The organism is Streptomyces sp. NPDC054834 (assembly GCF_053611185.1).
Window position 1 is genome coordinate 71,292 of record NZ_JBSGZV010000021.1, and the last position, 21,022, is coordinate 92,313.

Genomic DNA, 21,022 nt, shown 5'->3' on the forward strand with positions numbered 1-21,022 from the left:
TCCTGGAGCGTGGAACGCGGTCATCTGTATCGACCGGTCCGCGCCGCGAAACTCATCGGCCGGGCCGCCAATTAATCCGAATGGCCCAAGCGGCGCTCGCAACTAGCATCGCGACCATGACGTCATCCCCTGCCGACAGCGTCCGCCCCTTCCGTCTCGCGATCCCCCAGAGCGACCTGGACGACCTGTACGAGCGCCTCGACCGCACCCGGTGGCCGGACCAGCTGCCGGGTACGGGCTGGGCGTACGGCGTCCCCGCCGACTACCTGCGCGACCTCGTCCGGTACTGGCGGCACGAGTACGACTGGCGAGCGGCCGAGGCGCGACTGGGCGAGTGGCCGCAGTTCACCACCACGATCGACGGGGCGCACGTCCACTTCGCGCACGTGCGCTCCCCGGAGCCGGACGCCACCCCACTGGTCATCACCCACGGCTGGCCCGGCTCCGTCGTCGAGTTCCTGGACGTCGTCGGGCCGCTCACCGATCCGGCGGCGCACGGCGGCGATCCGGCCGACGCCTTCCACGTCGTGGTGCCGAGCATCCCGGGTTTCGGGCTCTCCGGGCCGACGACCGAGCCGGGCTGGGAGCCGGGCCGGGTCGCCGACGCCTGGGTCGAGCTGATGCGGCGGCTCGGCTACGAGCGGTTCGGCGCGCAGGGCGGCGACATGGGCGCGGCGATCTCCCGCGAACTGGGCCGCGCGCACCCCGACCGGGTGATCGGGCTCCACCTCAACCTGCTGCCCGGTGCGCAGGCGGCCACCGAGCCCACCGAAGAGGAGCTGGCAGGGCTCGGTCCCGAGGAGCGCCGGCGGACACTCGACTCCTGGCACCGGTGGGAAGCGTATCTCCGCGAGGGGGCGGGGTACGCGGCCCAGCAGTCGACCCGGCCGCAGACCCTGGCGTACGCGCTGACGGACTCACCCGTCGGTCAACTCGCCTGGAATATCGAGAAGTTCCGGGAGTGGACGGATTCCGAGCAGCTGCCGGAGGAGGCCGTCGACCGGGACCTGCTGCTGACGAACGTGATGCTGTACTGGCTGACCGGCACGGCGGGTTCGTCCGCCCGGATCTACTACGAGCGGGCGCACGCCACCGGCCGCTCCGCCGCTCCGGCCGAGCCGTCGACGGCCCCCACCGCCCTCGCGCTGTTCCCGGCCGAACCCCAGATACCGCTGCGGCACAAGGCAGACCGGACCGAGAACATCGTGCGCTGGACGGAGTTCGACCGGGGCGGGCACTTCGCGGCCATGGAGGAGCCGGACCTGTTCGTCGAGGACGTGCGGGCGTTCTTCCGGCAGCTGCGCGAGAAGGGTGCCGGCTGAGGCCGTCCCGGTGGCGGCCCGTCAGGCGGCCAGGCACAGCCCCCGGTACGGCGTGCGGGACACCTGACGGCTCCGGTTCGCCTGCTGCCGGGTGAGCTCCCCATGGGCCAGCGACAGCAGGTCGCCAAGGCCCAGGCCGAGGGCGTGGGCGGCGGCCGCGAGGACCTCCGAGGAGGCTTCCTTGCGGCCGCGCTCGACCTCCGAGAGATACGGCATGGAGATCCGCGCGGCGTCCGCGACCTCCTTGAGCGTGCGCTCCTGCGCCAGGCGCTCCCGGCGGAGCACGTCGCCGACCAGATCGCGCCACAGGGGTTCCCTGGGTGCCGGGGACGGGTCTGCGGGGTGCAGAGGTACGGCTCGGGGCTGGTGCGGCGCTCGATCGGTCACGCCGTCAGCCTAGGCGTCACCGGCTTGCGGGGAGCACGGTTTCCGCCACCTGGGCGCACCACCCGCATGCGTTGCGTCACTCGGGGTACCCGCACCGTGGGACACGCATGGATGACTGTTTTCCGGGTAGCCGCCCGCCACACAGTCCTGGGGCAGGTATCCGGAACACCTAGCCGAAGAGGCAGACGTCGAACCGTGACTTTCGTGGGAGAGGCAATGAATACCGCCGGGATCCGGTCGCAAGCAGTGGTCGCCGAGAGGACCGCCGAGGCGGGCGAGGGATCGCTGCCCGGGATCGAGGACCCGCGCACGATCGCTCCCCGTGACGCACGCGAGCTGTCCCGCCAGTTCTTCCAGCGTCTGACCGTGCTGGAGGAGGGTACGCACGAGTACCAGTACGCCCGCAACACGCTCATCGAGATGAACATGTCGCTGGTGCGGTTCGCGGCAGGGCGGTTCCGCAACCGCGGTGACGACATGGAGGACATCGTCCAGACCGGGATGATCGGCCTGATCAAGGCCATCGACCGGTTCGAACTGGCACGCGAGGTGGAGTTCACCTCGTTCGCGCTGCCGTACATCGTGGGCGAGATCAAGCGGTTCTTCCGGGACACCACCTGGGCGGTGCACGTGCCCCGGCGGCTCCAGGAACTGCGGGTCGAGCTGGCCAAGGCGCGCGAGGAACTCTCCAGCCGGCTGGACCGCGATCCGACGGTCGGCGAGCTCGCCACCCTGATGAACATCACCGAGAAAGAGGTCGTCGAGGCGCAGCTGGCCGCCAACGGGTACAACTCCGCGTCCCTGGACGCGGCGCTCACCGGCGACGGGCCCGAGGACGGCGAGGCGGTGCTCGCGGACTTCATCGGCGTCGAGGAGGAGGGCCTGCGGCTGGTGGAGGACTTCCAGTCACTCGCCCCGCTGATGGCCGAACTCAGCGAACGGGACCGGCAGATCATCCACATGAGGTTCGTGGAGGAGGCCACCCAGGCGGAGATCGGCGAGCGCCTCGGCTGCTCCCAGATGCACGTCTCACGCCTGATCAAGCGGATCATCACCCGCCTGAGGCAGGGCATGCTGGGCGAGCTGGGCTGCGCCTGACCCGCCCTCACGGCTCAGTGGGAAGCTGCACCAGGGCACGTACCTTCTTGCCGACGGGCACGCGTTCGGCGGTGACCTCCGCGGCCAGCGCGTGCACGATCTCCAGGCCGTGGCGGCCCACCCGCTGGGGGTCACGCGGAAAGCGCCGGGGCAGGGCGACGCTGCTGTCGTAGACGGACACGGAGACGGCCGTGTCCGTACCCTCCAGTTCCAGGATGTACGGCCCGTTGCTGTGCCGGTCGGCGTTGGTGACCAACTCGCTGACCACGAGGAGCAGTTCGCCGTCGGCGCGGGCGTCGATGCGGGCGCACCACTCGGTCCTCAGCTGGTCGAGGAACTGCGCGGCGAAGGACCGCGCCTCGGCGATGCTTCCAGGTTCACCGGTGAAGTGCGCCGCCCGTCGCAGAGGTTCCACGGGCACGTCGAAACCACTTGGTATCACTGCCCCGTCCACGTGGTCGGTCATGCGCTTCTCTCTCGGACTGCGGACCCTGCCGGTCACTGCTGCACCAGTCCTCGTACCCCGACAGGCGCCGTGCAGTCCAGCCGGCCGTTCGCCCAGCGCGCACAGCGGGCATCGGCGCGCGGGTTGGGGGCACCCGAAGAGGGTGGCTCCGGCCGAGGGCGGCCGGGACGGAGGGCCGGAGGTGGACGGTGGCCTGGTGGGTGTGGCTGGTCCTGGTGGTGGCCGCGGTGGCGGTCGCGTCGCTGTCGGTGCTGGGCGTCCAGGCCGGCCGGCGGTCGGGGACGGTGATCGCGGTGCGGCGCGGGCGCCGGTACGGCGGACGGAGCGTGTGATGGCCGGGCATGTGCTGTCGGGGCCCGGGCGGGTGGGCTCGGAGCTGATGGCCGCGCGCAGTCTTTCGACCCTGCCGGTGGTCACGCTCTCGGGTGACGCGGTCGCGCAGATCAAGGACACCGTCTTCGACGCCCCGGCCGGCCGCATCACGGGCTTCACCCTGAGCGGCCGGGGCCTGCTCTCCGGCCCGCTCAAGCAGAGCCTGCCCTGGTCGGGCGTGCACTCCCTGGGGCATCACGCGGTCATGGTCCGTGATCCGGGCGTGCTGACCGAGGCGGCCGCCGTGGTCGTCCGACGGGAAGCGGTCAAGGGCCGGGTGCTGGGCGCGAAGGTGCTGACCGACGCGGGGACGGAGGTCGGCACGGTGCTCGACGTCGTCGTGGAGGGCGGCGCCAGCGGCCGGGTCGTCGGCTTCCGGATCGCGGCGAGCAAGTCGCTGGCGGGCGGCGGCTCGAGCCGCCGCCGGCACAAGGTGTACGTCCCGCGCGGTGAGACCCTCGCGGTCTCCGGCCAGGCCTTGGTCGTCCCCGCGGACGCGACGCTGTACGTCGCCGAGGACCTTCCGAGCTTCGTCGGTCAGGTCCAGGCGTTCCACGCCCGCGGCGATGCGGACGGTCACCCGGCGAACCCGCCGAACCCACCGAAGGGGCCACTGCCGTGATGCTGTACTCGCAGGTGCGGGGCCTGCCCGTGGTGACCCTCGCGGAGGCGGCCGAGATCGGCGTGGTGAAGGCCCTGACGGTCGACGCCGCCGCCCGGACGGTCACACACGTCCGGGTCGGCGCGCGGCGCGGCCGGGGGGACACCGTGCTGCCGTGGGCGGCGCTGCACGCGGTCGGCCCCGACGCCGTACTCGTCCGCCCGGATCCGGCGCCGGACACCACCGCGCCCCCGGCGCCGCCGCATCACGAGGCCCTGCACCACCGGATCCTGACGGAGGCCGGAGACGAGCGCGGCACCGTTCAGGACCTCGCGTTCGACCCGGCGACCGGCCGCGTGGAGACGGTCTGCACGGCATTCGGCGCGATCCCGGCCGACCGCCTGCTGGGCCTGGGCGACTACGCCCTGGTCGTCCGCGCCGGCTGAGTCACGGTGTCACGTGTCAGGCGACGGGAACGACGAGCGCCGGGATCGTGCGCTGCATCCGCAGGGCGTCGACGGACTCCGCGAGCAGCTCGTACTCCGTGGTCTCGTCGCTCGCCGCGATCCGCACCAGCCGGCCGTCGGCCAGTTCGTCGGCGACCAGTTCCTGCCGGCTCTCGTCGGCGCACCAGGCGCGCAGCACCCCGGGCACGTCGGTGACGGTGTCCGGGACCGGCGCGAGGGCGTTCGGCGGGTAGTGGGGGCTGTCCGGCTGCGGGTCGAGCCGCTCGGCGATCCACAGGGCCCGGTCACGCAGCCACCACAGGGCCAGCGCCAGGGTGGGCGCCCGGTAGCTGCCGAGCGGTACACCGATGCGCCGTCCGTCGCACCAGCCGTACGCGGTGACATGGCACAGGAATTCGTCGTGCACGATCCACTCCCCCGTCGCGTCGCTCTTCCGTCGGCCGGGCCCTCGCTTTCCGTGCGGCTCCTGTGCGGTGAAGTGCCCCTGACGTTCGAGTATCTTCACTACTGACACTCTGTCACCATGACTTTCCGGCCAGTCTGTTGGCATATTCGCCGGTGTTCTTGGCCGGAATCCGCCGAGGCGCGTGCCCCCGCTCTCCCGCCCTCGCCGCCGTCATTACCCGGGGGGTAATCGACCTTCCCCGGCGGCCGCGGGCATGGTGGTCACACCGGTTCGACGCACCGAGGATCCGGTTCCCGACCAGCATTCGCGACCTCGATGGAGGCTGATTCGCCATGTCCGTGAACACCGACCGTTACCAGACCGCCGCCGCCCGCTACTTCGAGGCCTGGAACGCCACCGAGCCGGAGGCCCTGGCGAAGGCGGTCGCCGCGGCCTGGACGGCCGACGGCTCCTACACCGACCCGCTGGCGGACGTCGCCGGGCACGAGGGGATCGCCGCCGTGATCGCCGGGGCACACGAGCAGTTCCCCGGCTTCGTCTTCCGTCCGCTGGGCGCCGTGGACGGGCACCACGACACCGCCCGCTTCGCCTGGGAGCTGGTGAACGAGGCCGACGGCTCGGCGCCTGTGGCGGGCTTCGACGTGGTCACGCTGGACGCGGAGGGCCGCATCAGGTCGGTGCTCGGCTTCCTGGACCGGGTGCCGACCGGGGCGTGACGCGGTCGGGCGATGAGTTTCTCCGCTCGCGGCGGTCTCCTTCCCGAGAGGAACGAGGCGAGCGGAGGAACATCATGGTGACGACCGGGAGAGTGGACGCGGAATTCAGCGCCGTCCTGCGCAGGAGCCCGACCAAGGGTGGCTGGACCTATGTGGTGTGGCCCGAATCCGTGGCCTTCTTCGGCACCCGGGGACTGGTCAAGGTCCGCGGCACGGTCGACGGCCACCCCTTCGAGAGCTCCTTCATGGCTCTGGGTGACGGCACGCACAAGCTGCCCGTGCGGGCGAGCGTGCGCAGGGCCATCGGAAAGGACGAGGGCGACACGGTGACCGTGCGCCTGAGGGAGCGGCTCGGCCCGTGAGGGCTCACCCGGTCGCCCCGGGCTGAGGGGCGGGCCCGGGTCGGGGCGGCGGGGGCGGGCCGGGCTCACGCGGCTCGAGTCCGGCGAGTCCGGGGCCCGGCGCGAAGAACTCACGTACGCCGAACAGGGCCAGGACCACGACGGCGAACCAGAACACCACCATGCCGGTCGGATGGTCCCAGAACACGAACACGATCGAGGCGCCGACGAGGATCACGATCCCGATCCACCGCTTCCACCGCCGGACGAACGGCTCCACCGGCCCGGCCCGGAAGCCCACGTGCTCGGCGACCTGGCGGACGCCGCCGACCGCGGTGGTGCACGCGGCCCGGGTCGTCGTCGCGATCCGGGAGGGACCGGCGAAGAACGCGCCGAGCGCGACCAGCACGGCCAGCACCCCCACCGCGCGAGCGGCCTTCCTGAGGAAGTGCACCAGGGCGTCGTAGACGGAGCCCGCCGCGCCCGGGGAGACATCCGACGGCAACTGGTCGAGGAAGTACGTGCGGAAGACCGTGAGCCCGATGCCGAGTACCAGCATGGCCGCGGCGATCCCCAGCGCGGCGCCGATCAGCGCGTGTCTGCGGTTCCAGGCGGCGTAGACGCCCCCGGCCGCGACCAGCACCGTGACCACCGGGAGCCAGTTGCCGAGGATCTGAAGCAGCCGCAGATAGAGCTGTAGCTTCTGGAGTTTCGGCGAGGCGTACACCGTGAACTGGGTGTGCACCGTCGGGATCTTCGCGGCCGGCGCCAGGCCCGCGTCCACGAGTTGCGTCTTGACCTGGTCGATGACGGGTGCCAGGTCGATGGTGACCTGGTCGCCGGAGAGACGAACCGCGCCACCCTCCCCGGTCAGGGCCTTGACCATGGCGTTGTGCGCCAGCGTGATCGCGTCGGTCCACGCCTTCGCGAAGGCCTGACTCGTCACGACCCGGTCCGCGGCCGCGCCGATGAGGCTCTTCACGCCGTTCTCGATGGGCCCGGTCAGCGGGCCGATCAGCTGGGACACACGGGGCGGGACGCCGGGCTGGGACGCCGCCTTGGACAGCTGGTCGACCAGGCCCGGCACGTCGATCTTCTGGACCACGACGTCGGTGACCCGGCGGGAGACCGCCTGCTGCACATCGGGGTCGCTCGCGAGGGGCCCCATGGTCGCCACGAACCGGTCGGTGTCGGTGATCTGGTCGCGTGCCCAGACGGCCGTGACGGCCAGGATCGACAGGATCGACGCCAGGATGATGAGCAGCACCGATCCGGTGGTACGCAGGGCATGCCGGCGCTGTGGCGCCGACGGGCCGGTCGACTCGAGCTGGGCGACCCGCCGGTGCAGCTCGTCCAGCTCGCTCTCGCGCGGCTTGCCCGGCTCACCCTCGGCGTCCTGTGGCGGCATGGAGCACTCCCGTCCTCGTTGACGGGGCGCACCCGGCCGGGGCGGCTGCCCGTCGTCGGCCCTACCAGGAGACAAGGCCGCCGGAACGCGGGCCAGCGGAGGACCCCCGACCGGGTGTCCTCCGGCCGGGGGTCCTCCGCGCCGCGCCCCCCGACCGCCTCACATCCCGCCGCGCTGGCGGCCGAACATGTCGGGTGAGGCCTCGCGCTGCACCACGCACAGGGCCCAGATGACGAACCCCGACATCGCGATCATGACGACCGACCACACCGGGTAGTACGGCAGCGACAGGAAGTTGGCGATGATGATCAGCGCTGCGATGGTCACGCCGGCGATGCGCGCCCACAGCGAGGCCTGGAACAGCCCCAGGCTGACGATCACCGCGACCGCGCCCAGGATCAGATGGACCCAGCCCCAGCCGGTGAGGTCGAACTGGAACACGTAGTTGCGCGTGGTGACGAAGACGTCGTCCTGGGCGATCCCCATGATGCCCCGGAAGATGTCCAGCACTCCGGCGATCATGAGCATGACGGCTCCGAACATCGTGAGGCCGCCGGCCCATTGCTGCCTCGCCGTCGTCTCGGGCGCACTCTGTGACGCGGTCATACCAGTACCTCGTTTCGTTGCCGTTGGGTGTGTCCGTCAGCGGGGGGACGCGGTGGTACCCGGCTTCTCCGCCGGCCCGTGGCCACTGAGGACGAGCTCCTTCGCACGGCGGAACTCGTCGTCCGTGATGTCGCCCCGGGCCCGGATCTCGGACAGCCGGGCGAGTTCGTCGGCACTGCTGCGACCGCTCCCGGCGCCCGCGGTCTCCCGGACGTAGCTGTCGAGGGCCTGCTGCTGCGCACGCGCCTGCGCCATCTCCCTGCGGCCCATGTCCTTGCCCCGTGCGATGAGGTAGACGAACACGCCCAGGAATGGCAGGCAGACGACGAACAGCAGCCAGCCGGCCTTGCCCCAGCCGCCCATCTCGTCGTCACGGAAGATGTCGGCGATGACCCGGAACAGCAGGACGAACCACAAGACCCACAGGAAGAACCAGAGCATCGTCATGAAGGCACTCAGCAGCGGATAGTCGTACGCGAGGTACATCTGCGCGCTCATGTCACTCCTCCGTCCTGGGCGTTCGCCCAGCCGTTCCATGCCGTTCTCAGCGTGCCCACGTCGAGAACCGGGCGCCTCACCCGGCGCGGGTGACCTTGTCCGACCTGCGCAGCGCCGACCGCCAGGCGAAGGCGACTCCGGCCTCGGCCAGGCCGAGCAGCACGAGCCACAGGCCGAGGAGCCGCGTCAGCGCACGAGCCGACTCGGCCGGCAGGGCGAGCACCACGATCCCCGCGACGATGGCGAGGACGGCGCCCGCCAGGACGGCGCCGCGGTGCGGCAGGTCCTTGGCGGCCAGGGCCGTGTAGAGGGTGAGGATGCCGGAGGCGAGCCAGACGATCCCGACGATCACCGAGAGAGCGGCGATCGTCTGTAGCGGGTTGCGCAGGCACAGCACCCCGGCCAGGACGTACAGCACGGCCACCACCAGCCCCGGAAGCCGTTCCCCGTGCCCCTCCCGGCCGAACACGGCCACGAACCGGAACGCCCCGAACACCAGCAGGTACAGGCCGATGAGGACCGCCAGTACGTGCAGGGTCTCGTCCGGCCAGACCAGTACCAGCACGCCCGGCACGATCGTCGCGACCGCCGAAGCGAGGATCCAGGTCCACGAACGGCCGAGCCGGCCCAGGGCGTCCTCGGCACCTTCCGTGGGCGGAGCCGCCCCGCCGGGCATGCCTTCCGGTCCACTGGTCGCCGACGGATCATGCGATGTGGTCATGGCTCCTCCTCGCGCGATCGGTCGCGGCGCTCGTGGACCGCCGACGGGGCGGTGTGGGGGGGACCTCACCGGGCCAGCGTCCCGCGCGTCCGCGGCCGCCGGATCACCCGCGGTGGGTGATCCGTTCCCGCCGGGGACACGCTGGAGTTGACTGCGGGGGCACCCGCCCCGCGGCGAAACGGAACGAAGAAGCCTCAGATGAGCGATCCCATGGCTGCCCGGCCGGAGCACCACCGGTCCGGGCAGGACGCGCACCCGCCCGGCCGCGGGGTCCACCCCCGTCGGCGGGCGGCGGGCGTGGCCGTCCTCCGCTCCGTCGTCACCGTCACCGCGCTCGTCACCGCCTACTACTTGCTGCCCTTGAACGACCTCCACACGGCCAGTGCCCTGCTGCTCCTGGTGGTCGGCCTGCTGACGGTCCTGCTGGTGTTCTCGTGGCAGGTGCGGGCCATCATGCGTTCGCCCCACCCGCGGCTGAAGGCCGTCGAGGCCCTCGCCGCCACGGTGGCGTTGTTCCTGGTGCTCTTCGCCGGCGCCTACTACCTGCTGGAACGGTCCGACCCCGGCTCCTTCACCGAGCCGCTGTCCAGGACGGACGCCCTGTACTTCACGCTCACCACGTTCGCCACCGTCGGCTTCGGCGACATCACCGCCCGCTCCCAGGCGGGACGCGTGCTGACGATGGCGCAGATGACCGGCGGGCTGCTGCTGGTGGGCGGCGCCGCGCGGGTGCTCGCCGGCGCTGTCGAGGAGGGCCTGCGGCGGCGCGGTGAGCCACCGGCCGAGCCGGGCGCCGGCGACGACACCACGACGCTGGACCGGGAGGCCGGACCATGACCACATCGAGCGCCTTCACGACCCGGCTGCCGGCCGCCGAGCGAGCGGCCCGCGGCAGGCAGGCCCGTACCCGCGTGCCACGCTCGGAGCAGAGCCGGTTCGACCCGGGGCCGAAGCGGCCCGATCCGATCGACGTGATCGAACGGCAGTCGGCCACCCGGGTGCCGGAACTGGTACCGATCCGCTACGGCCGCATGCTCGAGTCGCCGTTCCGTTTCTACCGCGGCGCCGCGGCGATCATGGCGGCGGACCTGGGGGCCGCCCCGGACACCGGGCTGCGGGCGCAGCTCTGCGGCGACGCCCATCTGCTGAACTTCCGGCTGCTCGCCTCGCCGGAACGCCATCTGGTCTTCGACATCAACGACTTCGACGAGACCCTGCCCGGCCCGTTCGAATGGGACGTCAAACGGCTGGCGGCCAGTTTCGCGATAGCGGGCCGGGCCAACGGCTTCTCGCGCAAGGAGCAGGACGGTGCCGTACGGGCGTCCGTGCTGGCCTACCGGGAGCGGATGCGCGAGTTCGCCGGCCTGCGCACCCTGGACGTCTGGTACGCCCAGGACGACGCCGACCGCCTGCGGAAGCTGCTGACGTCGTCGATGGACAAGGCCGCCAGGCGGCGCACCGCCGAGGCCACGGCGCGGGCCCGCACGCGCACCCAGATGCAGGCCTTCGAAAAGCTCACCCGGAGCACGGCCGAAGGCAGGCGCATCGCACCCGACCCGCCGCTGATCACTCCGCTCGGGGACCTGAGGCCGGAGCAGGCCGGGGAGGGGCAGGAGAAGGAGTTCGAGACCCTGCTGGAGGGGTACGCGCGGACCCTGCCCTCCGAACGCCGGCACCTGTTGCGCCACTACCACCTGGTGGACATAGCCCGGAAAGTGGTGGGCGTCGGCAGTGTCGGCACGCGGTGCTGGATCCTGCTCCTGCTCGGCAGGGACGACGACGACCCGCTCCTGCTTCAGGCCAAGGAGGCCCAGGAGTCGGTGCTGGCCGCGCACACCGGCGGCGAGCGCTACGACAACCAGGGCCGCCGGGTGGTGGCCGGGCAGCGCCTCATCCAGACGACCAGTGACATCTTCCTGGGCTGGACGCACGTGATGGGGCTCGACGGGCGCGGCCGGGACTTCTACGTACGCCAGCTGCGTGACTGGAAGGGCATCGTGCAGCCCGAGACCATGGATCCGACGCTGCTCACCCTCTTCGCCCAGGTCTGCGGGTCCTCCCTGGCCCGCGCGCACGCCCGCTCCGGCGATCCCGTCGCCATCGGCGCCTACCTGGGCGGCAGCGACCGCTTCGACCAGGCCCTCACGGACTTCGCCCAGGCCTACGCCGACCAGAACGAGCGGGACTTCGAGGCGCTGGGGGCCGCCGTCCGCTCCGGCCGGCTCCGCGCCGAGCGCCTCTGAGCCATCCTCCCCCGCCGTCCGCCCCGCTCCCGGTCACTCCGGGAGCTGCCGCATCTCGACCACACGCAGCCCCAGGGACTGGAAGCGCGCGAGCAGCCCGTACAGCTGCGCCTCGTCGAGGACGGGACCGAACAGGACGGTCTGCCCGGACATGACCACGTGGTCCAGCTCCGGGAAGGCCTTGGCCAGCGTCTCCGACATATGGCCGTCGACGCGGATCTCATAGCGCATCGGCAGTACTCCCACGAGCGACCCGCTAACCGGCGTACCGCACCCTCACCTGCGATCCTCCGCTTCGGCGCCCGGCCGGGCCTCACCCGGCACAGGTGACCCGGCGCCCCGCGCCGACAGACCGGTGTCAACGCCGGTCTCAGTGCTTCAGAAGGAGCTTGAATACGATGATCAACAGGCCGAGCAGCAGGTTGACCGAAGCGGTGAACGTCACCAGGGGCCAGGAGGCACCGGACCGGCGCGCCGCGGCCACGGACCAGCCGACCTGCCCGGCGACCGCCACCGAGACGGCCAGCCAGACGGCGCCCTGGGGACCCAGGCCGAGCAGCGGGCTGACGGCCACCGCGAGGGCGGGCGGAACGGCGGCCTTGACGATCGGCCACTCGTCCCGGCACACGTGCACCACGGTCCGGCGGTCCAGGCGCCGCTGCGCCAGGCGTGCCCCGAACAGCTGGGCGTGCACATGCCCGATCCAGAACACCACGCCGGTGAGCAGCAACAGCAGTACGAGCTCCACGCGCGGGAACGAACCGAGGCCGCCGGCGCCGATCACCACGGAGGCCGCGAGCATGGAGCCGTAGACGCCGCCCGTGTAGTCGGCGTGCGCCCGGCGCTCCTCGCCGCTCGCCTGCGCCGTGGCGGGACCGGTCCCGGTCATCGCGGCACCCCCGGGCTCAATGCGCCGGCCCGACGGTTCCGGCCTGGGCACCGGTGTCCGGCTGCCGTGCCCGGCTGGTCCGGCCAGCGGGCAGGTGGGGCGTGACGAGGAAACCGGCGAGGGTGATGCCACCGGTGGCGAGGATCGCCGCCTTCAGCCCGTCGAGCTGCGCCGAGGCGTACGAATCCGTGAGGGCGTCGACCTCCGAAGGCGGCAGGCCGGCCTGCTGGGCCGCCGAGCGCACCTGCGCGGTGGGGACGAAGCCGACCCCGGCTTCGAGGGCCACGCTGGTCTTGCTGCGGGCTTCGGCCGACAGCCGGAGGTCGTCCGCGACATATGTGGTGAAGGCGTGGGCCAGTGAGCCGATGAGGATGGACCCGATGAGCGCGGTGCCCAGCGCGGAGCCGAGGTTCTGGGCCGTGAACTGAAGCCCGCCGGCCTCGCTGCGTTCCTGTTCGCCGGCGCTGGACTGGACGACGTTGCCCAGCTGCGAGGCGAGCAGGCCGACGCCCACGCCCAGCACGGCCATCGCTCCGGCGAACTGCGCGTCGTCGATGACCGGGTCGATGGTGGCCAGCAGCCACACGATGGACACCGCCAGGACCAGCAGGCCGAGGCGGACCACCCGGCGCGGCCCCCACACCCGCCCGAGCGGGGACCCGCCCAGGGAGGTCACGAGCATGGTGACGGACACCGGGAGCAGCCGCAGCCCCGTCTGGAAGGCGTCGAACCCCTGCACCACCTGGAGGTACAGCGGGATGGCGAAGAACAGACCGAGCAGGATCAGGTTCTGGCTCAGCAGCGTCAGCAGACCGGCCCGAAGGGCGAGCCTGGCCAGCAGGGACCGGTGCAGCAGAGGGTCGGCGCCCCGTGCGTCCCGCCGCTGCTCCCAGCTCAGGAAGAGGGCGAGGACGCCCACTCCGGCGCCGATGACGAACAGCGTCGGGGCGAACCCCAGGACGGTGAAGGGAGGATGGGCGGGCCGTACCCAGCCCCAGGTGCCGCTCTGGAGGACGCCGAGCACGCCCAGGCCCAGTCCGGCCGCCGAGAGCGCGGCCCCGATCCCGTCCAGCCGGGGGCGGGGCCCGGTCCGGGCGGCTTCCGTGATCACCCGGCGGCAGCACAGGACGACCAGGACGATCACGACCTCGCCGGCGAAGACCAGCCGCCAGGTGAGGTACGTCGTCACCCAGCCGCCCAGCAGCGGGCCGACCGCCACCCCCGCGCCGGCGAGTCCGCCGATGACGCCGTAGGCGACGGCCCGGTCCCGTCCCCGGTACGACGCGGCGACGAGAGCGGCCATCGCCGGCAGGACCAGGGCGGCACCGAGCCCCTCGATGACCGACCAGCCCAGCGCGAGCACCCAGAGGGTGGGCGCCAGCGCGGTCAGCGCCGATCCCGTGCCGTACACGGCCATGCCGAGGAAGAACACGCGACGGCGTCCCAGGATGTCCCCCAGCCGGCCGCCGGTGATCATGAACGCGGCCATGACCAGCGCGTACAGCGTGATGACGGCCTGGATGGCGGTGACCTCGGTGTCGAAGTCCTCGACCAGTCGGCTGATGGACACGTTCATCACGGAGGTGTCCAGGACCATCAGGAACTGGGCCATGCCCAGGACGATCAGAGCCCGCCAGTGCGCCACGATGCCCACCTCGCCGCATCGGCCCGGGACACCGGTGGAGCGGCCGGGCAGCGGCCGTTCGCAGTCCCGCCGCCGCTTCCATCGCAGCCGAGCGGCCCGCCGGGCGCCTCACCCGCCACGGGCGATCCGTCCCGGGTGATCCGCCGCGGGGAGACACGTCACAGCAGCCGGAGCTCGCGGGCGCGGCGCACGGCGTCGCTGCGCCGGTTCACCGCCAGTTTCCGGTAGGCGCTCTTGAGGTGGGTCTTCACCGTGTTCACCGACACATGCAGGTCGGCGGCGATCTCCTCGGTGGACATCATGCGGGCGGCCCGCTCCAGCACGTCGCGCTCGCGCCCGCTCAGCTCCTCCACGAAGAGCGGCTGGGGCGCGGCCTCGGGGCGGAACGGCTCGCCCGGTTCCGCCGGCCCCTGCTCGAGCCAGCCCGCGGCCAGCTGCCGGAGCGGTGGCACGAGCAGGAGAGGCCGGAGCCAGGGCCCGGCATCCCGGAAGGGGCGGCGAAGCCGCTCACGACGGGCGGCGACGAGCGCCTGCGCGATCAGCCTGCGGGCACTGGCGGTGTCCCCCGCCCGCTGGGCGGCCTGAGCCCGTACCAGTGCGGCCCGTACGGACACCGCGGGGCCGATCCGCCCGTCGCCGCGCACGCTGTCGAGCAGCTCGATCGCGGCCCGGGAGTCACCCACGGCGAGCTGGATCCGCGCGGCCTCCACGGCGCAGGCCGGCTGGTCCTCGGCCACGTTCCGGAGCACCTCGGCGGCGTTCTCCGGCCGTCCCGCGGCCAGGTGGGCGGCGGAGGCGACCAGGGCCTCGTGGCTCTCCGCCCAGGGGGAGACCACCTCGGCGGAGACGGCCGGGCCCGCCGCCTTCAGCGCGGCCCGCGCCTTGCCCCGCGCCAGCAGCAGCCGCGCCCTGACGATGGCCTGTCCCGCCGCCATCACCGGGTCGCGCACCGCGGAGCGGAGCCCGGCCACCTCGTCGAGGAGAGCCTCGGCCCGGTCCAGTTCGTCGCGGTCGACGGCCACCGCCGCCAGCACGAGCCGCTCGATACCCGAGCCGGACGGCTGGGGCAGGCTGTACCGCTCCGTCTCGGAGACCGCCGCCAGCGCCTTGCGTTCCGCCCTGCCGGGCCAGCCGTTCAGGTGGTCGAGCAGGGCCAGGTGCCCCAGCGACTCCTCCCTGGGCAGCACGGTGGCGGCCCCGCCCGACGATCCGGCCACCGTGGACAGGGCGGCGCGGGCGTCCTCGAAGTGCCCGGCCCACAGGCGCGCGGCTCCCAGATGGGTCAGCAGGAGAGCGGTGAGTTCGGGATGCTTCTCCAGCAGGTGGGCCGGGACCTCCGGCCGCAGGTCCGCGGCGGTCTCGGCGGCCTTCTCCGCCTGCCCGGGAGACCCGGTCAGGCGGGCGGCCAGGGTCTCCAGCAGCGCGCAGGTCAGCAGGGCCGCCGCCTGGCCGGGTGCGTCGCCGGCCAGCAGCTCCTCGGCGCGGTGCAGGTGGGCCAGGCCGCGGTCGAGATCGCCGCGGGACAGTTCGCGGGCCGCGCGTACCAGGTCCGTCGCGGGAGTCGCGGCCTCGGATCCCATCCGGGAGAACAGTTCGGCGAGGTCGTCGGAGCGCAGACCGGTCAGGAGCTGTCCGATCGCCAGGTCGTCGACGAGGGCACCGGCGGTGAAGTCCCAGTCGCCCGCGGCGGCGCCGTGCGCGAGGGTCTCCGGGAGGGATCCGGCCCGCCGCAGCCACTGGGCCGCGCGCCGGTGCAGTTCGGGTTCAAGACCGGGCAGGCGCACCCGCAGATGGGCCCTGAGTATCTCCCCGAACAGCGGGTGGAGCCGGTACCAGCCGTGCCCGAGGTCCTCCACGAAGGCGTTCTCCCGGTGCAGTCCGGCGAGGATGGCCCCGGCGTCGGACTGGCATGTCATCGCGTTCGCCAGATCAGGAGAGAAACGTTCCAGGACGCTGACCCGCAGCAGCAGGTTCTGCGTCTCCTCCGGCTGCCGCTTGAGCACCTCGGCCAGCAGATAGTCGGCGACCGTGCTGCGGTCCGCCTCGAACTCCTTCAGATACTTCTCCGGGTCGGTGCTCTCCTGTGCCGCGAGGGCACACAGGCGCAGGCCTGCGGCCCAGCCCCGGGTGCGCTCGACGAGGCCGCGCGCGGAGCCGACGGGCAGGCGCAGACCGTGCAGCTCCAGCAGGGTGACGGCCTCCTCCGGGGTGAAGGCCAGCTCCGCGCCGCGGATCTCCGTCAGCTCGCCGGCCGCCCGGTACCGGTGCAGCGGCAGCATCGGCTCGGTGCGGGTGACGATGATCAGGCGCATGCCGGGACCTGCGTGGTGCAGGACGAACTCCAGCTGCTCCGCGATCTCCGGAGCGGGCACCCGGTCGTACTCGTCGAGGACGACGATGACGGACCGGTCATGGCCACTGAGACCGGCGGCGAGCGCGGCCAGCAGCATCTGGTCGACGCGCGTCGCCTCGGCCGGGCAGCCGATCTGGTCCGGCACCGGAGCACCGCAGTCTCGCAGGGCGTGCAGGAGGTACGCCCAGAACATCCCGGGGCGCTGGTCGCCCGCCTCGAGGGTGAGCCAGGCGACCGGCTCTCCGAGGCCCGCCGCCCAGTCGGCGACCAGCAGGGTCTTGCCGGCGCCGGCGGCTCCGTTGACCATGGTCAGAGGGGTCTTCAGCGCCTGCTGGAGGTGCTGGACCAACCGCTCGCGCCGCAGGAACGTGGCGGGCCTCGCCGGCAGCGCGAACCGGGTGTGCAGGATCGGATCCCCCAGGGGATCCACACCCGTGGCGGCCGGCCCCCAATCGTTTTCGTCGATCACAGCCACCGCACTCACCACCCGGTGTCCATCGGGCCGGGAACAGCGCACCTTCTCCGATCAGCTTCTCAGCCTTCCCGTCCGTGCGCGCGGCGCGCGGGGGCGGACGAGCCGGGCGAGTCGGCTCCCGCCCGGGGTTTCCGCAGCTCGGACCGATCGGCGTGGGCTCGCCCGGGAGTCGCGGCGGCGCGCCTCAGGGAGGATGGTGAGCGTCCGGCGCGGCCGATGCCCCGCTGGGTCCTGCGGTCCTCTTCCTGTCGTCCGCCCGTAGGGCGGGCCCGGCGGCGACGGGGCCCGCGCGCGAGCGTGCGGGCCAGGGGTATCGCCGCCGGGCAGGCGCCGATGGCCGGACAGGCCCTGGGCCCTGTCGTCGCCCCCCCGTCGCCCGCCCGACGGCCTGCCGCGCGGCAGGGCGGGGATGAAGAGAGGGCCCTAGCCCTTGACCACCGCGTCGATCCGCGTCAGCTCCTCCGCGTCGAAGTCCAGGTTGCCGATCGCGGCGACACTGTCCGCCAGCTGCTGCGGGCTGCTCGCGCCGACCAGGGCGGAGGTGACCCGGCCGCCGCGCAGCACCCAGGCCAGGGCGAGCTGGGCCAGGCTCTGGCCGCGGGACTTGGCGATGGCGTCGAGGGCGCGCAGCTTGCCGACCAGTTCCCCGGTCAGCGCGTCGGAGTTGAGGAAGGGGCTGTCGCTCGCGGCCCGGGAGTCCTCGGGGATGCCGTCGAGGTAGCGGCCGGTGAGCAGACCCTGCTCGAGCGGGGAGTAGGCGATGGAGCCCGCCTGGAGTTCGTCGAGGACGTCGAGGAGGCCTTCCTCGGGGCGGCGGTCGAGCATGGAGTAGCGCGGCTGATGGATGAGGAGCGGGGTGCCCAGCTCAGCGAGGATGCGGGCGGCCTCGCGGGTCTGCTCCGGGGAGTAGTTGGAGACGCCGACGTAGAGCGCCTTGCCCTGCTGGACCGCCGAGTGCAGGGCGCCCATCGTCTCCTCCAGGGGAGTCTCCGGGTCCGGGCGGTGCGAGTAGAAGATGTCGACGTACTCCAGGCCCATCCGCTTCAGGCTCTGGTCGAGCGAGGACAGCACGTACTTGCGCGAGCCCCATTCGCCGTACGGACCGGGCCACATGAGGTAGCCCGCCTTGGTGGAGATGACCAGCTCGTCGCGGTACGCCGCGAAGTCGGCGCGGAGCGCGTCGCCGAGGGCGGACTCGGCGGCGCCGGGCGGCGGGCCGTAGTTGTTGGCCAGGTCGAAGTGGGTGACCCCGAGGTCGAAGGCCCGGCGCAGGATGGCGCGCTGCGTCTCGACGGGACGGTCGGGACCGAAGTTGTGCCACAGACCGAGCGACAGCGCGGGGAGCTTCAGACCGCTGCGTCCGGTGCGCCGGTAGGGCATGTCCGTGTAACGGTCGGGGTGTGCGGTGTACAACGCGACTCCAGAGGGGTTGACACACTATGTACCGGTGCCCACTCTTCCGCGAGCGGTGTACAGCGGTCCAACAGAAGAATCCGATGGAATTCAGCGGATAGGCTTCTCAATCATGGAACTGCGCCATCTCCAGCACTTCGTCGCCGTGGCCGAGGACCAGCACTTCACCCGGGCGGCGGAGCGGCTGATGGTGTCCCAGTCGGGCCTGTCCGCGTCGATCCGGGCGCTGGAGCGGGAGCTGAGGGCGCCGCTGTTCGTGCGGACCACCCGCCGGGTGACGCTGACCGAGGCGGGCCGCGCGCTCCTCGCCGAGGCGGAGCGGATCCTGGCGCAGGTCAGGGCCGCGCACGAGGCGGTGGCCGCGGTGCAGGGGGTGCTGCGCGGGACACTGGCGCTGGGCACCGAGCAGTGCATCGCCGGGGTGCATGTGGCGGGACTGCTGGCCGCGTTCCGGCGGCGGCACCCGGACGTGGAGATCCGGCTGCGGCAGGCGGGCTCGGGCGCGCTGGCGGAGGAGGTGGCGGCCGGGCGGCTGGACCTCGCCTTCGCCTACCGCACGCAGGCGGACAGCGACCAGCTGCGGTCGGTGTCGCTGACGAGCGAGCCGATGACCGTGCTGTGCCATCCCAGCCACCGCCTCGCGACGGCCGGGCCGGCGCTGACACCGCACGACGTCGGCGGCGAGGTCTTCGTCGACTTCCACCCCGACTGGGGTCCGCGCCGCACCACGGATGCGGCCTTCGCCGCCGCGGGCGTGCGGCGCACGGTCGCCCTGGAGGTCAACGACGTGCACGGCCTGCTGGACCTGGTCGACGAGAACCTCGGGATCGCCGTCGTGCCCCGGCACTTCCGCCACAAGCGGCCGCGGCTCACCGCACTGCCTCTGAAGGGCACGGGCGAGGCGGAGTACGAGACCGTCGCCCTGCTGCCGCCGGAGCAGGCCACCGGCCCCGCGGCCCGCGCACTGGTCGCGCTCCTCGAAACAGGGGGCCTGGCACCACCCCTGGACGGTCCCCAGGCCCCCTGACCCCGGCCGCCCGCCGCCGCAGACTCGTGAGCGTCACACCGACGACGTTCAGGAGTGGGAGAGATGGCGGAACACACACGCCGGACCGTGCTGCGCTCAGCAGCCTCGATCGCGGCCACGAGCGCGCTCCTCGGGACGGCCGGGCACCAGGCGGCGGCCCGGCCCGCCCAGCACATGACGGGAGGCCGGTATCCCTTCCTCGAGGGTGCGTTCACACCCGTCACCGAGGAACTGACCGCCTACGACCTGCCGGTGACGGGCCGCGTCCCGCGCGAGCTGAACGGCCGCTTCCTGCGCAACGGCCCCAACGTCCTCGGCCTGGAGGATCCCCGCGCCCACCACTGGATGCTCGGCGAGGGCATGGTGCACGGGGTCCGGCTGCGCGACGGCAAGGCCGAGTGGTACCGCAACCGCTGGGTGCGGTCCTCGCAGGTGGCGAAGAAGCTGGGTGAGCCCTACCCGGGCCCGGTGCCGCCGGACGACTTCCCCTGCAACACGCACGTGATCCCGTACCGGGGCCGGATCCTCACGCTACAGGAGAGCGGTCCGCTGCCCTACGAGCTCGACGGCGAGCTGAACACCGTGGGCACCTACGACTTCCGGGGCACCCTGGAGGGCGCGTTCACCGCCCACACCAAGTACGACGCGCACGCCGGGGAGCTCCACGCGATCGCCTACTACCCGGCCTGGGACCACGTCCGGCACCTGGTGGTGGACCCGGCCGGCAAGGTCGCCCGGACCACACGGATACCGGTGGCGGACGCGCCGATGATGCACGACTTCGCGCTCACCGAGCGGCACGTCGTCGTCTTCGACATCCCGGTCACCTTCGACCCGGCGGCCGCCGGACGTGGCGCCCCGGCGCCCTACGTCTGGAACCGCGAGCACCCCACCCGCGTGGGCGTCATGCGGCGGACCGGCGGTCCGGTGCGCTGGTTCGGGATCGAACCGGTCTTCTACTCGCACACCCTCAACGCCTACGACGAGGGTTCGTCCGTGGTGGTGGACCTGACGACCTATCCGGCACCCTTCCAGGTGGCCGGGCACGGCACGGACGGCCCGTCAGCGGTGGGCACGGCGAAACTCGAACGCTGGACGATCGACCTGCGGGACGGGCGGGTGCGGCAGCGGGTCCTGGACGACCGGCCGCAGGAATTCCCGCGCGTCAACGAGGCGTTGGTCTCCCGGCGGCACCGCTACGGCTACTCCGCCGCGGCCGCGGACATGTCGCTCGCGTACCTGACGTCCGACGGCAACCCGCCCGACCGCGCCTTCTCCAACGCGCTCATCAAGCACGACCTGCTGCGGGGCCGCACGCAGGTGCACCGGTTGCCGAGGAACGCGGCGGCGGGTGAGGCGGTGTTCGTGCCGGGGGACGCCGCGGACCCGGGGGCCGCGGAGGACGACGGGTACGCGCTCGCGTACGTCCACAACCCGGACCGCGGGGCGGCCGACCTGGTCGTCGTCGCGGCACAGGACTTCACGGGTGAACCGGTCGCCCGGATCCATCTGCCGGGACGGGTACCGCTGGGCTTCCACGGGAGCTGGATTCCGGACGCATGACGGCA

General features: G+C 72.4%; 23 protein-coding genes. 11 read left to right on the forward strand and 12 right to left on the reverse strand.

Annotation, left to right across the window (positions count from 1 at the left end; translation table 11 throughout):
• Positions 1 to 116 precede the first annotated feature (116 nt).
• Positions 117 to 1,322 carry an epoxide hydrolase family protein gene (locus tag ACWGJM_RS26485; RefSeq protein WP_453414203.1) on the forward strand — a complete coding sequence of 402 codons (1,206 nt, stop codon included), beginning with the start codon at positions 117 to 119 and terminating at the stop codon, positions 1,320 to 1,322.
• 21 nt (positions 1,323 to 1,343) lie between these two features.
• Here the strand turns inward: ACWGJM_RS26485 and ACWGJM_RS26490 are convergent, their stop codons facing one another.
• Positions 1,344 to 1,709: a helix-turn-helix domain-containing protein gene (locus tag ACWGJM_RS26490; RefSeq protein WP_453414204.1), complete on the reverse strand. Its 366-nt coding sequence runs from the start codon at positions 1,707 to 1,709 to the stop codon at positions 1,344 to 1,346.
• Between the two features lie 216 nt (positions 1,710 to 1,925).
• Here ACWGJM_RS26490 and ACWGJM_RS26495 point away from each other — a divergent pair, with 216 nt between their 5' ends.
• The gene (locus tag ACWGJM_RS26495) at positions 1,926 to 2,807 is read left to right on the forward strand and encodes an RNA polymerase sigma factor SigF (RefSeq protein WP_453414205.1); all 882 of its coding nucleotides are present in this window, start codon (positions 1,926 to 1,928) and stop codon (positions 2,805 to 2,807) included.
• 7 nt (positions 2,808 to 2,814) lie between these two features.
• On the opposite strand, the gene ACWGJM_RS26500 is transcribed toward ACWGJM_RS26495, so the two are convergent.
• Positions 2,815 to 3,273 carry an ATP-binding protein gene (locus ACWGJM_RS26500; RefSeq protein WP_453414206.1) on the reverse strand — a complete coding sequence of 153 codons (459 nt, stop codon included), beginning with the start codon at positions 3,271 to 3,273 and terminating at the stop codon, positions 2,815 to 2,817.
• Between the two features lie 188 nt (positions 3,274 to 3,461).
• Between ACWGJM_RS26500 and ACWGJM_RS26505 the strand changes: the two genes are divergently transcribed.
• Genes ACWGJM_RS26505 through ACWGJM_RS26515 form a run of 3 tightly spaced genes read left to right on the forward strand, consistent with a single transcriptional unit; the run spans position 3,462 to position 4,692 of the window.
• Positions 3,462 to 3,605, forward strand: a complete 144-nt coding sequence (locus ACWGJM_RS26505) for a hypothetical protein (RefSeq protein WP_453414207.1) — start codon at positions 3,462 to 3,464, stop codon at positions 3,603 to 3,605.
• A complete protein-coding gene (locus ACWGJM_RS26510; RefSeq protein WP_453414208.1) occupies positions 3,605 to 4,267 on the forward strand; it encodes a PRC-barrel domain-containing protein in 663 nt (220 codons plus the stop codon). Before ACWGJM_RS26505 ends, ACWGJM_RS26510 begins: the two co-directional genes overlap by 1 nt.
• Positions 4,267 to 4,692: a PRC-barrel domain-containing protein gene (locus ACWGJM_RS26515; protein ID WP_453414209.1), complete on the forward strand. Its 426-nt coding sequence runs from the start codon at positions 4,267 to 4,269 to the stop codon at positions 4,690 to 4,692. Before ACWGJM_RS26510 ends, ACWGJM_RS26515 begins: the two co-directional genes overlap by 1 nt.
• 16 nt (positions 4,693 to 4,708) lie before the next feature.
• Here ACWGJM_RS26515 and ACWGJM_RS26520 read toward each other — a convergent pair whose 3' ends face one another.
• Positions 4,709 to 5,119, reverse strand: coding sequence for a hypothetical protein (locus ACWGJM_RS26520; protein WP_453414275.1), 411 nt, complete (start codon positions 5,117 to 5,119; stop codon positions 4,709 to 4,711).
• Positions 5,120 to 5,451: 332 nt separating this feature from the next.
• On the opposite strand from ACWGJM_RS26520, the gene ACWGJM_RS26525 reads away from it, so the two are divergent.
• Positions 5,452 to 5,835 (forward strand): nuclear transport factor 2 family protein, encoded by a 384-nt coding sequence (locus ACWGJM_RS26525; protein WP_453414210.1) that lies wholly within the window; start codon positions 5,452 to 5,454, stop codon positions 5,833 to 5,835.
• A 74-nt stretch (positions 5,836 to 5,909) separates the two neighbouring features.
• On the forward strand, positions 5,910 to 6,197 hold the full coding sequence (locus ACWGJM_RS26530) for a DUF1905 domain-containing protein (RefSeq protein WP_453414211.1): 288 nt from the start codon (positions 5,910 to 5,912) through the stop codon (positions 6,195 to 6,197).
• 4 nt (positions 6,198 to 6,201) lie between these two features.
• On the opposite strand, the gene ACWGJM_RS26535 is transcribed toward ACWGJM_RS26530, so the two are convergent.
• The 4 genes from ACWGJM_RS26535 to ACWGJM_RS26550 form a co-directional block, all read right to left on the reverse strand.
• Entirely contained in the window at positions 6,202 to 7,584 is a 1,383-nt protein-coding gene (locus ACWGJM_RS26535; RefSeq protein ID WP_453414212.1) for a hypothetical protein, read from the reverse strand.
• Between the two features lie 159 nt (positions 7,585 to 7,743).
• Positions 7,744 to 8,190 (reverse strand): DUF7144 family membrane protein, encoded by a 447-nt coding sequence (locus ACWGJM_RS26540; protein ID WP_453414213.1) that lies wholly within the window; start codon positions 8,188 to 8,190, stop codon positions 7,744 to 7,746.
• 36 nt (positions 8,191 to 8,226) lie between these two features.
• A complete protein-coding gene (locus tag ACWGJM_RS26545; protein ID WP_453414214.1) occupies positions 8,227 to 8,688 on the reverse strand; it encodes an SHOCT domain-containing protein in 462 nt (153 codons plus the stop codon).
• A gap of 76 nt (positions 8,689 to 8,764) precedes the next feature.
• A complete protein-coding gene (locus ACWGJM_RS26550; RefSeq protein WP_453414215.1) occupies positions 8,765 to 9,409 on the reverse strand; it encodes an HdeD family acid-resistance protein in 645 nt (214 codons plus the stop codon).
• A 198-nt stretch (positions 9,410 to 9,607) separates the two neighbouring features.
• Between ACWGJM_RS26550 and ACWGJM_RS26555 the strand changes: the two genes are divergently transcribed.
• Both ACWGJM_RS26555 and ACWGJM_RS26560 read left to right on the forward strand, forming a co-directional pair.
• On the forward strand, positions 9,608 to 10,246 hold the full coding sequence (locus ACWGJM_RS26555) for a potassium channel family protein (protein WP_453414216.1): 639 nt from the start codon (positions 9,608 to 9,610) through the stop codon (positions 10,244 to 10,246).
• Entirely contained in the window at positions 10,243 to 11,652 is a 1,410-nt protein-coding gene (locus tag ACWGJM_RS26560) for a DUF2252 domain-containing protein (protein ID WP_453414217.1), read from the forward strand. Before ACWGJM_RS26555 ends, ACWGJM_RS26560 begins: the two co-directional genes overlap by 4 nt.
• Positions 11,653 to 11,685: 33 nt before the next feature.
• Here ACWGJM_RS26560 and ACWGJM_RS26565 read toward each other — a convergent pair whose 3' ends face one another.
• The 5 genes from ACWGJM_RS26565 to mgrA all read right to left on the reverse strand — a co-directional run bounded on the left by ACWGJM_RS26565 (position 11,686) and on the right by mgrA (position 18,427).
• Complete coding sequence (locus ACWGJM_RS26565; RefSeq protein WP_361814023.1) at positions 11,686 to 11,883, reverse strand: hypothetical protein; 198 nt, start codon at positions 11,881 to 11,883, stop codon at positions 11,686 to 11,688.
• Positions 11,884 to 12,022: 139 nt separating this feature from the next.
• A complete protein-coding gene (locus tag ACWGJM_RS26570; RefSeq protein WP_453414218.1) occupies positions 12,023 to 12,541 on the reverse strand; it encodes a hypothetical protein in 519 nt (172 codons plus the stop codon).
• 16 nt (positions 12,542 to 12,557) lie between these two features.
• Positions 12,558 to 14,186 (reverse strand): MFS transporter, encoded by a 1,629-nt coding sequence (locus ACWGJM_RS26575; RefSeq protein WP_453414219.1) that lies wholly within the window; start codon positions 14,184 to 14,186, stop codon positions 12,558 to 12,560.
• A 158-nt stretch (positions 14,187 to 14,344) separates the two neighbouring features.
• A complete protein-coding gene (locus ACWGJM_RS26580) occupies positions 14,345 to 17,014 on the reverse strand; it encodes a LuxR C-terminal-related transcriptional regulator (RefSeq protein WP_453414220.1) in 2,670 nt (889 codons plus the stop codon).
• Positions 17,015 to 17,437: 423 nt separating this feature from the next.
• Positions 17,438 to 18,427: an L-glyceraldehyde 3-phosphate reductase gene (gene mgrA / locus ACWGJM_RS26585; RefSeq protein WP_453414221.1), complete on the reverse strand. Its 990-nt coding sequence runs from the start codon at positions 18,425 to 18,427 to the stop codon at positions 17,438 to 17,440.
• Positions 18,428 to 18,539: 112 nt separating this feature from the next.
• Between mgrA and ACWGJM_RS26590 the strand changes: the two genes are divergently transcribed.
• On the forward strand, positions 18,540 to 19,454 hold the full coding sequence (locus tag ACWGJM_RS26590; RefSeq protein ID WP_453414222.1) for a LysR family transcriptional regulator: 915 nt from the start codon (positions 18,540 to 18,542) through the stop codon (positions 19,452 to 19,454).
• Between the two features lie 63 nt (positions 19,455 to 19,517).
• Positions 19,518 to 21,017 carry a carotenoid oxygenase family protein gene (locus ACWGJM_RS26595; RefSeq protein WP_453414223.1) on the forward strand — a complete coding sequence of 500 codons (1,500 nt, stop codon included), beginning with the start codon at positions 19,518 to 19,520 and terminating at the stop codon, positions 21,015 to 21,017.
• Positions 21,018 to 21,022: the final 5 nt, after the last annotated feature.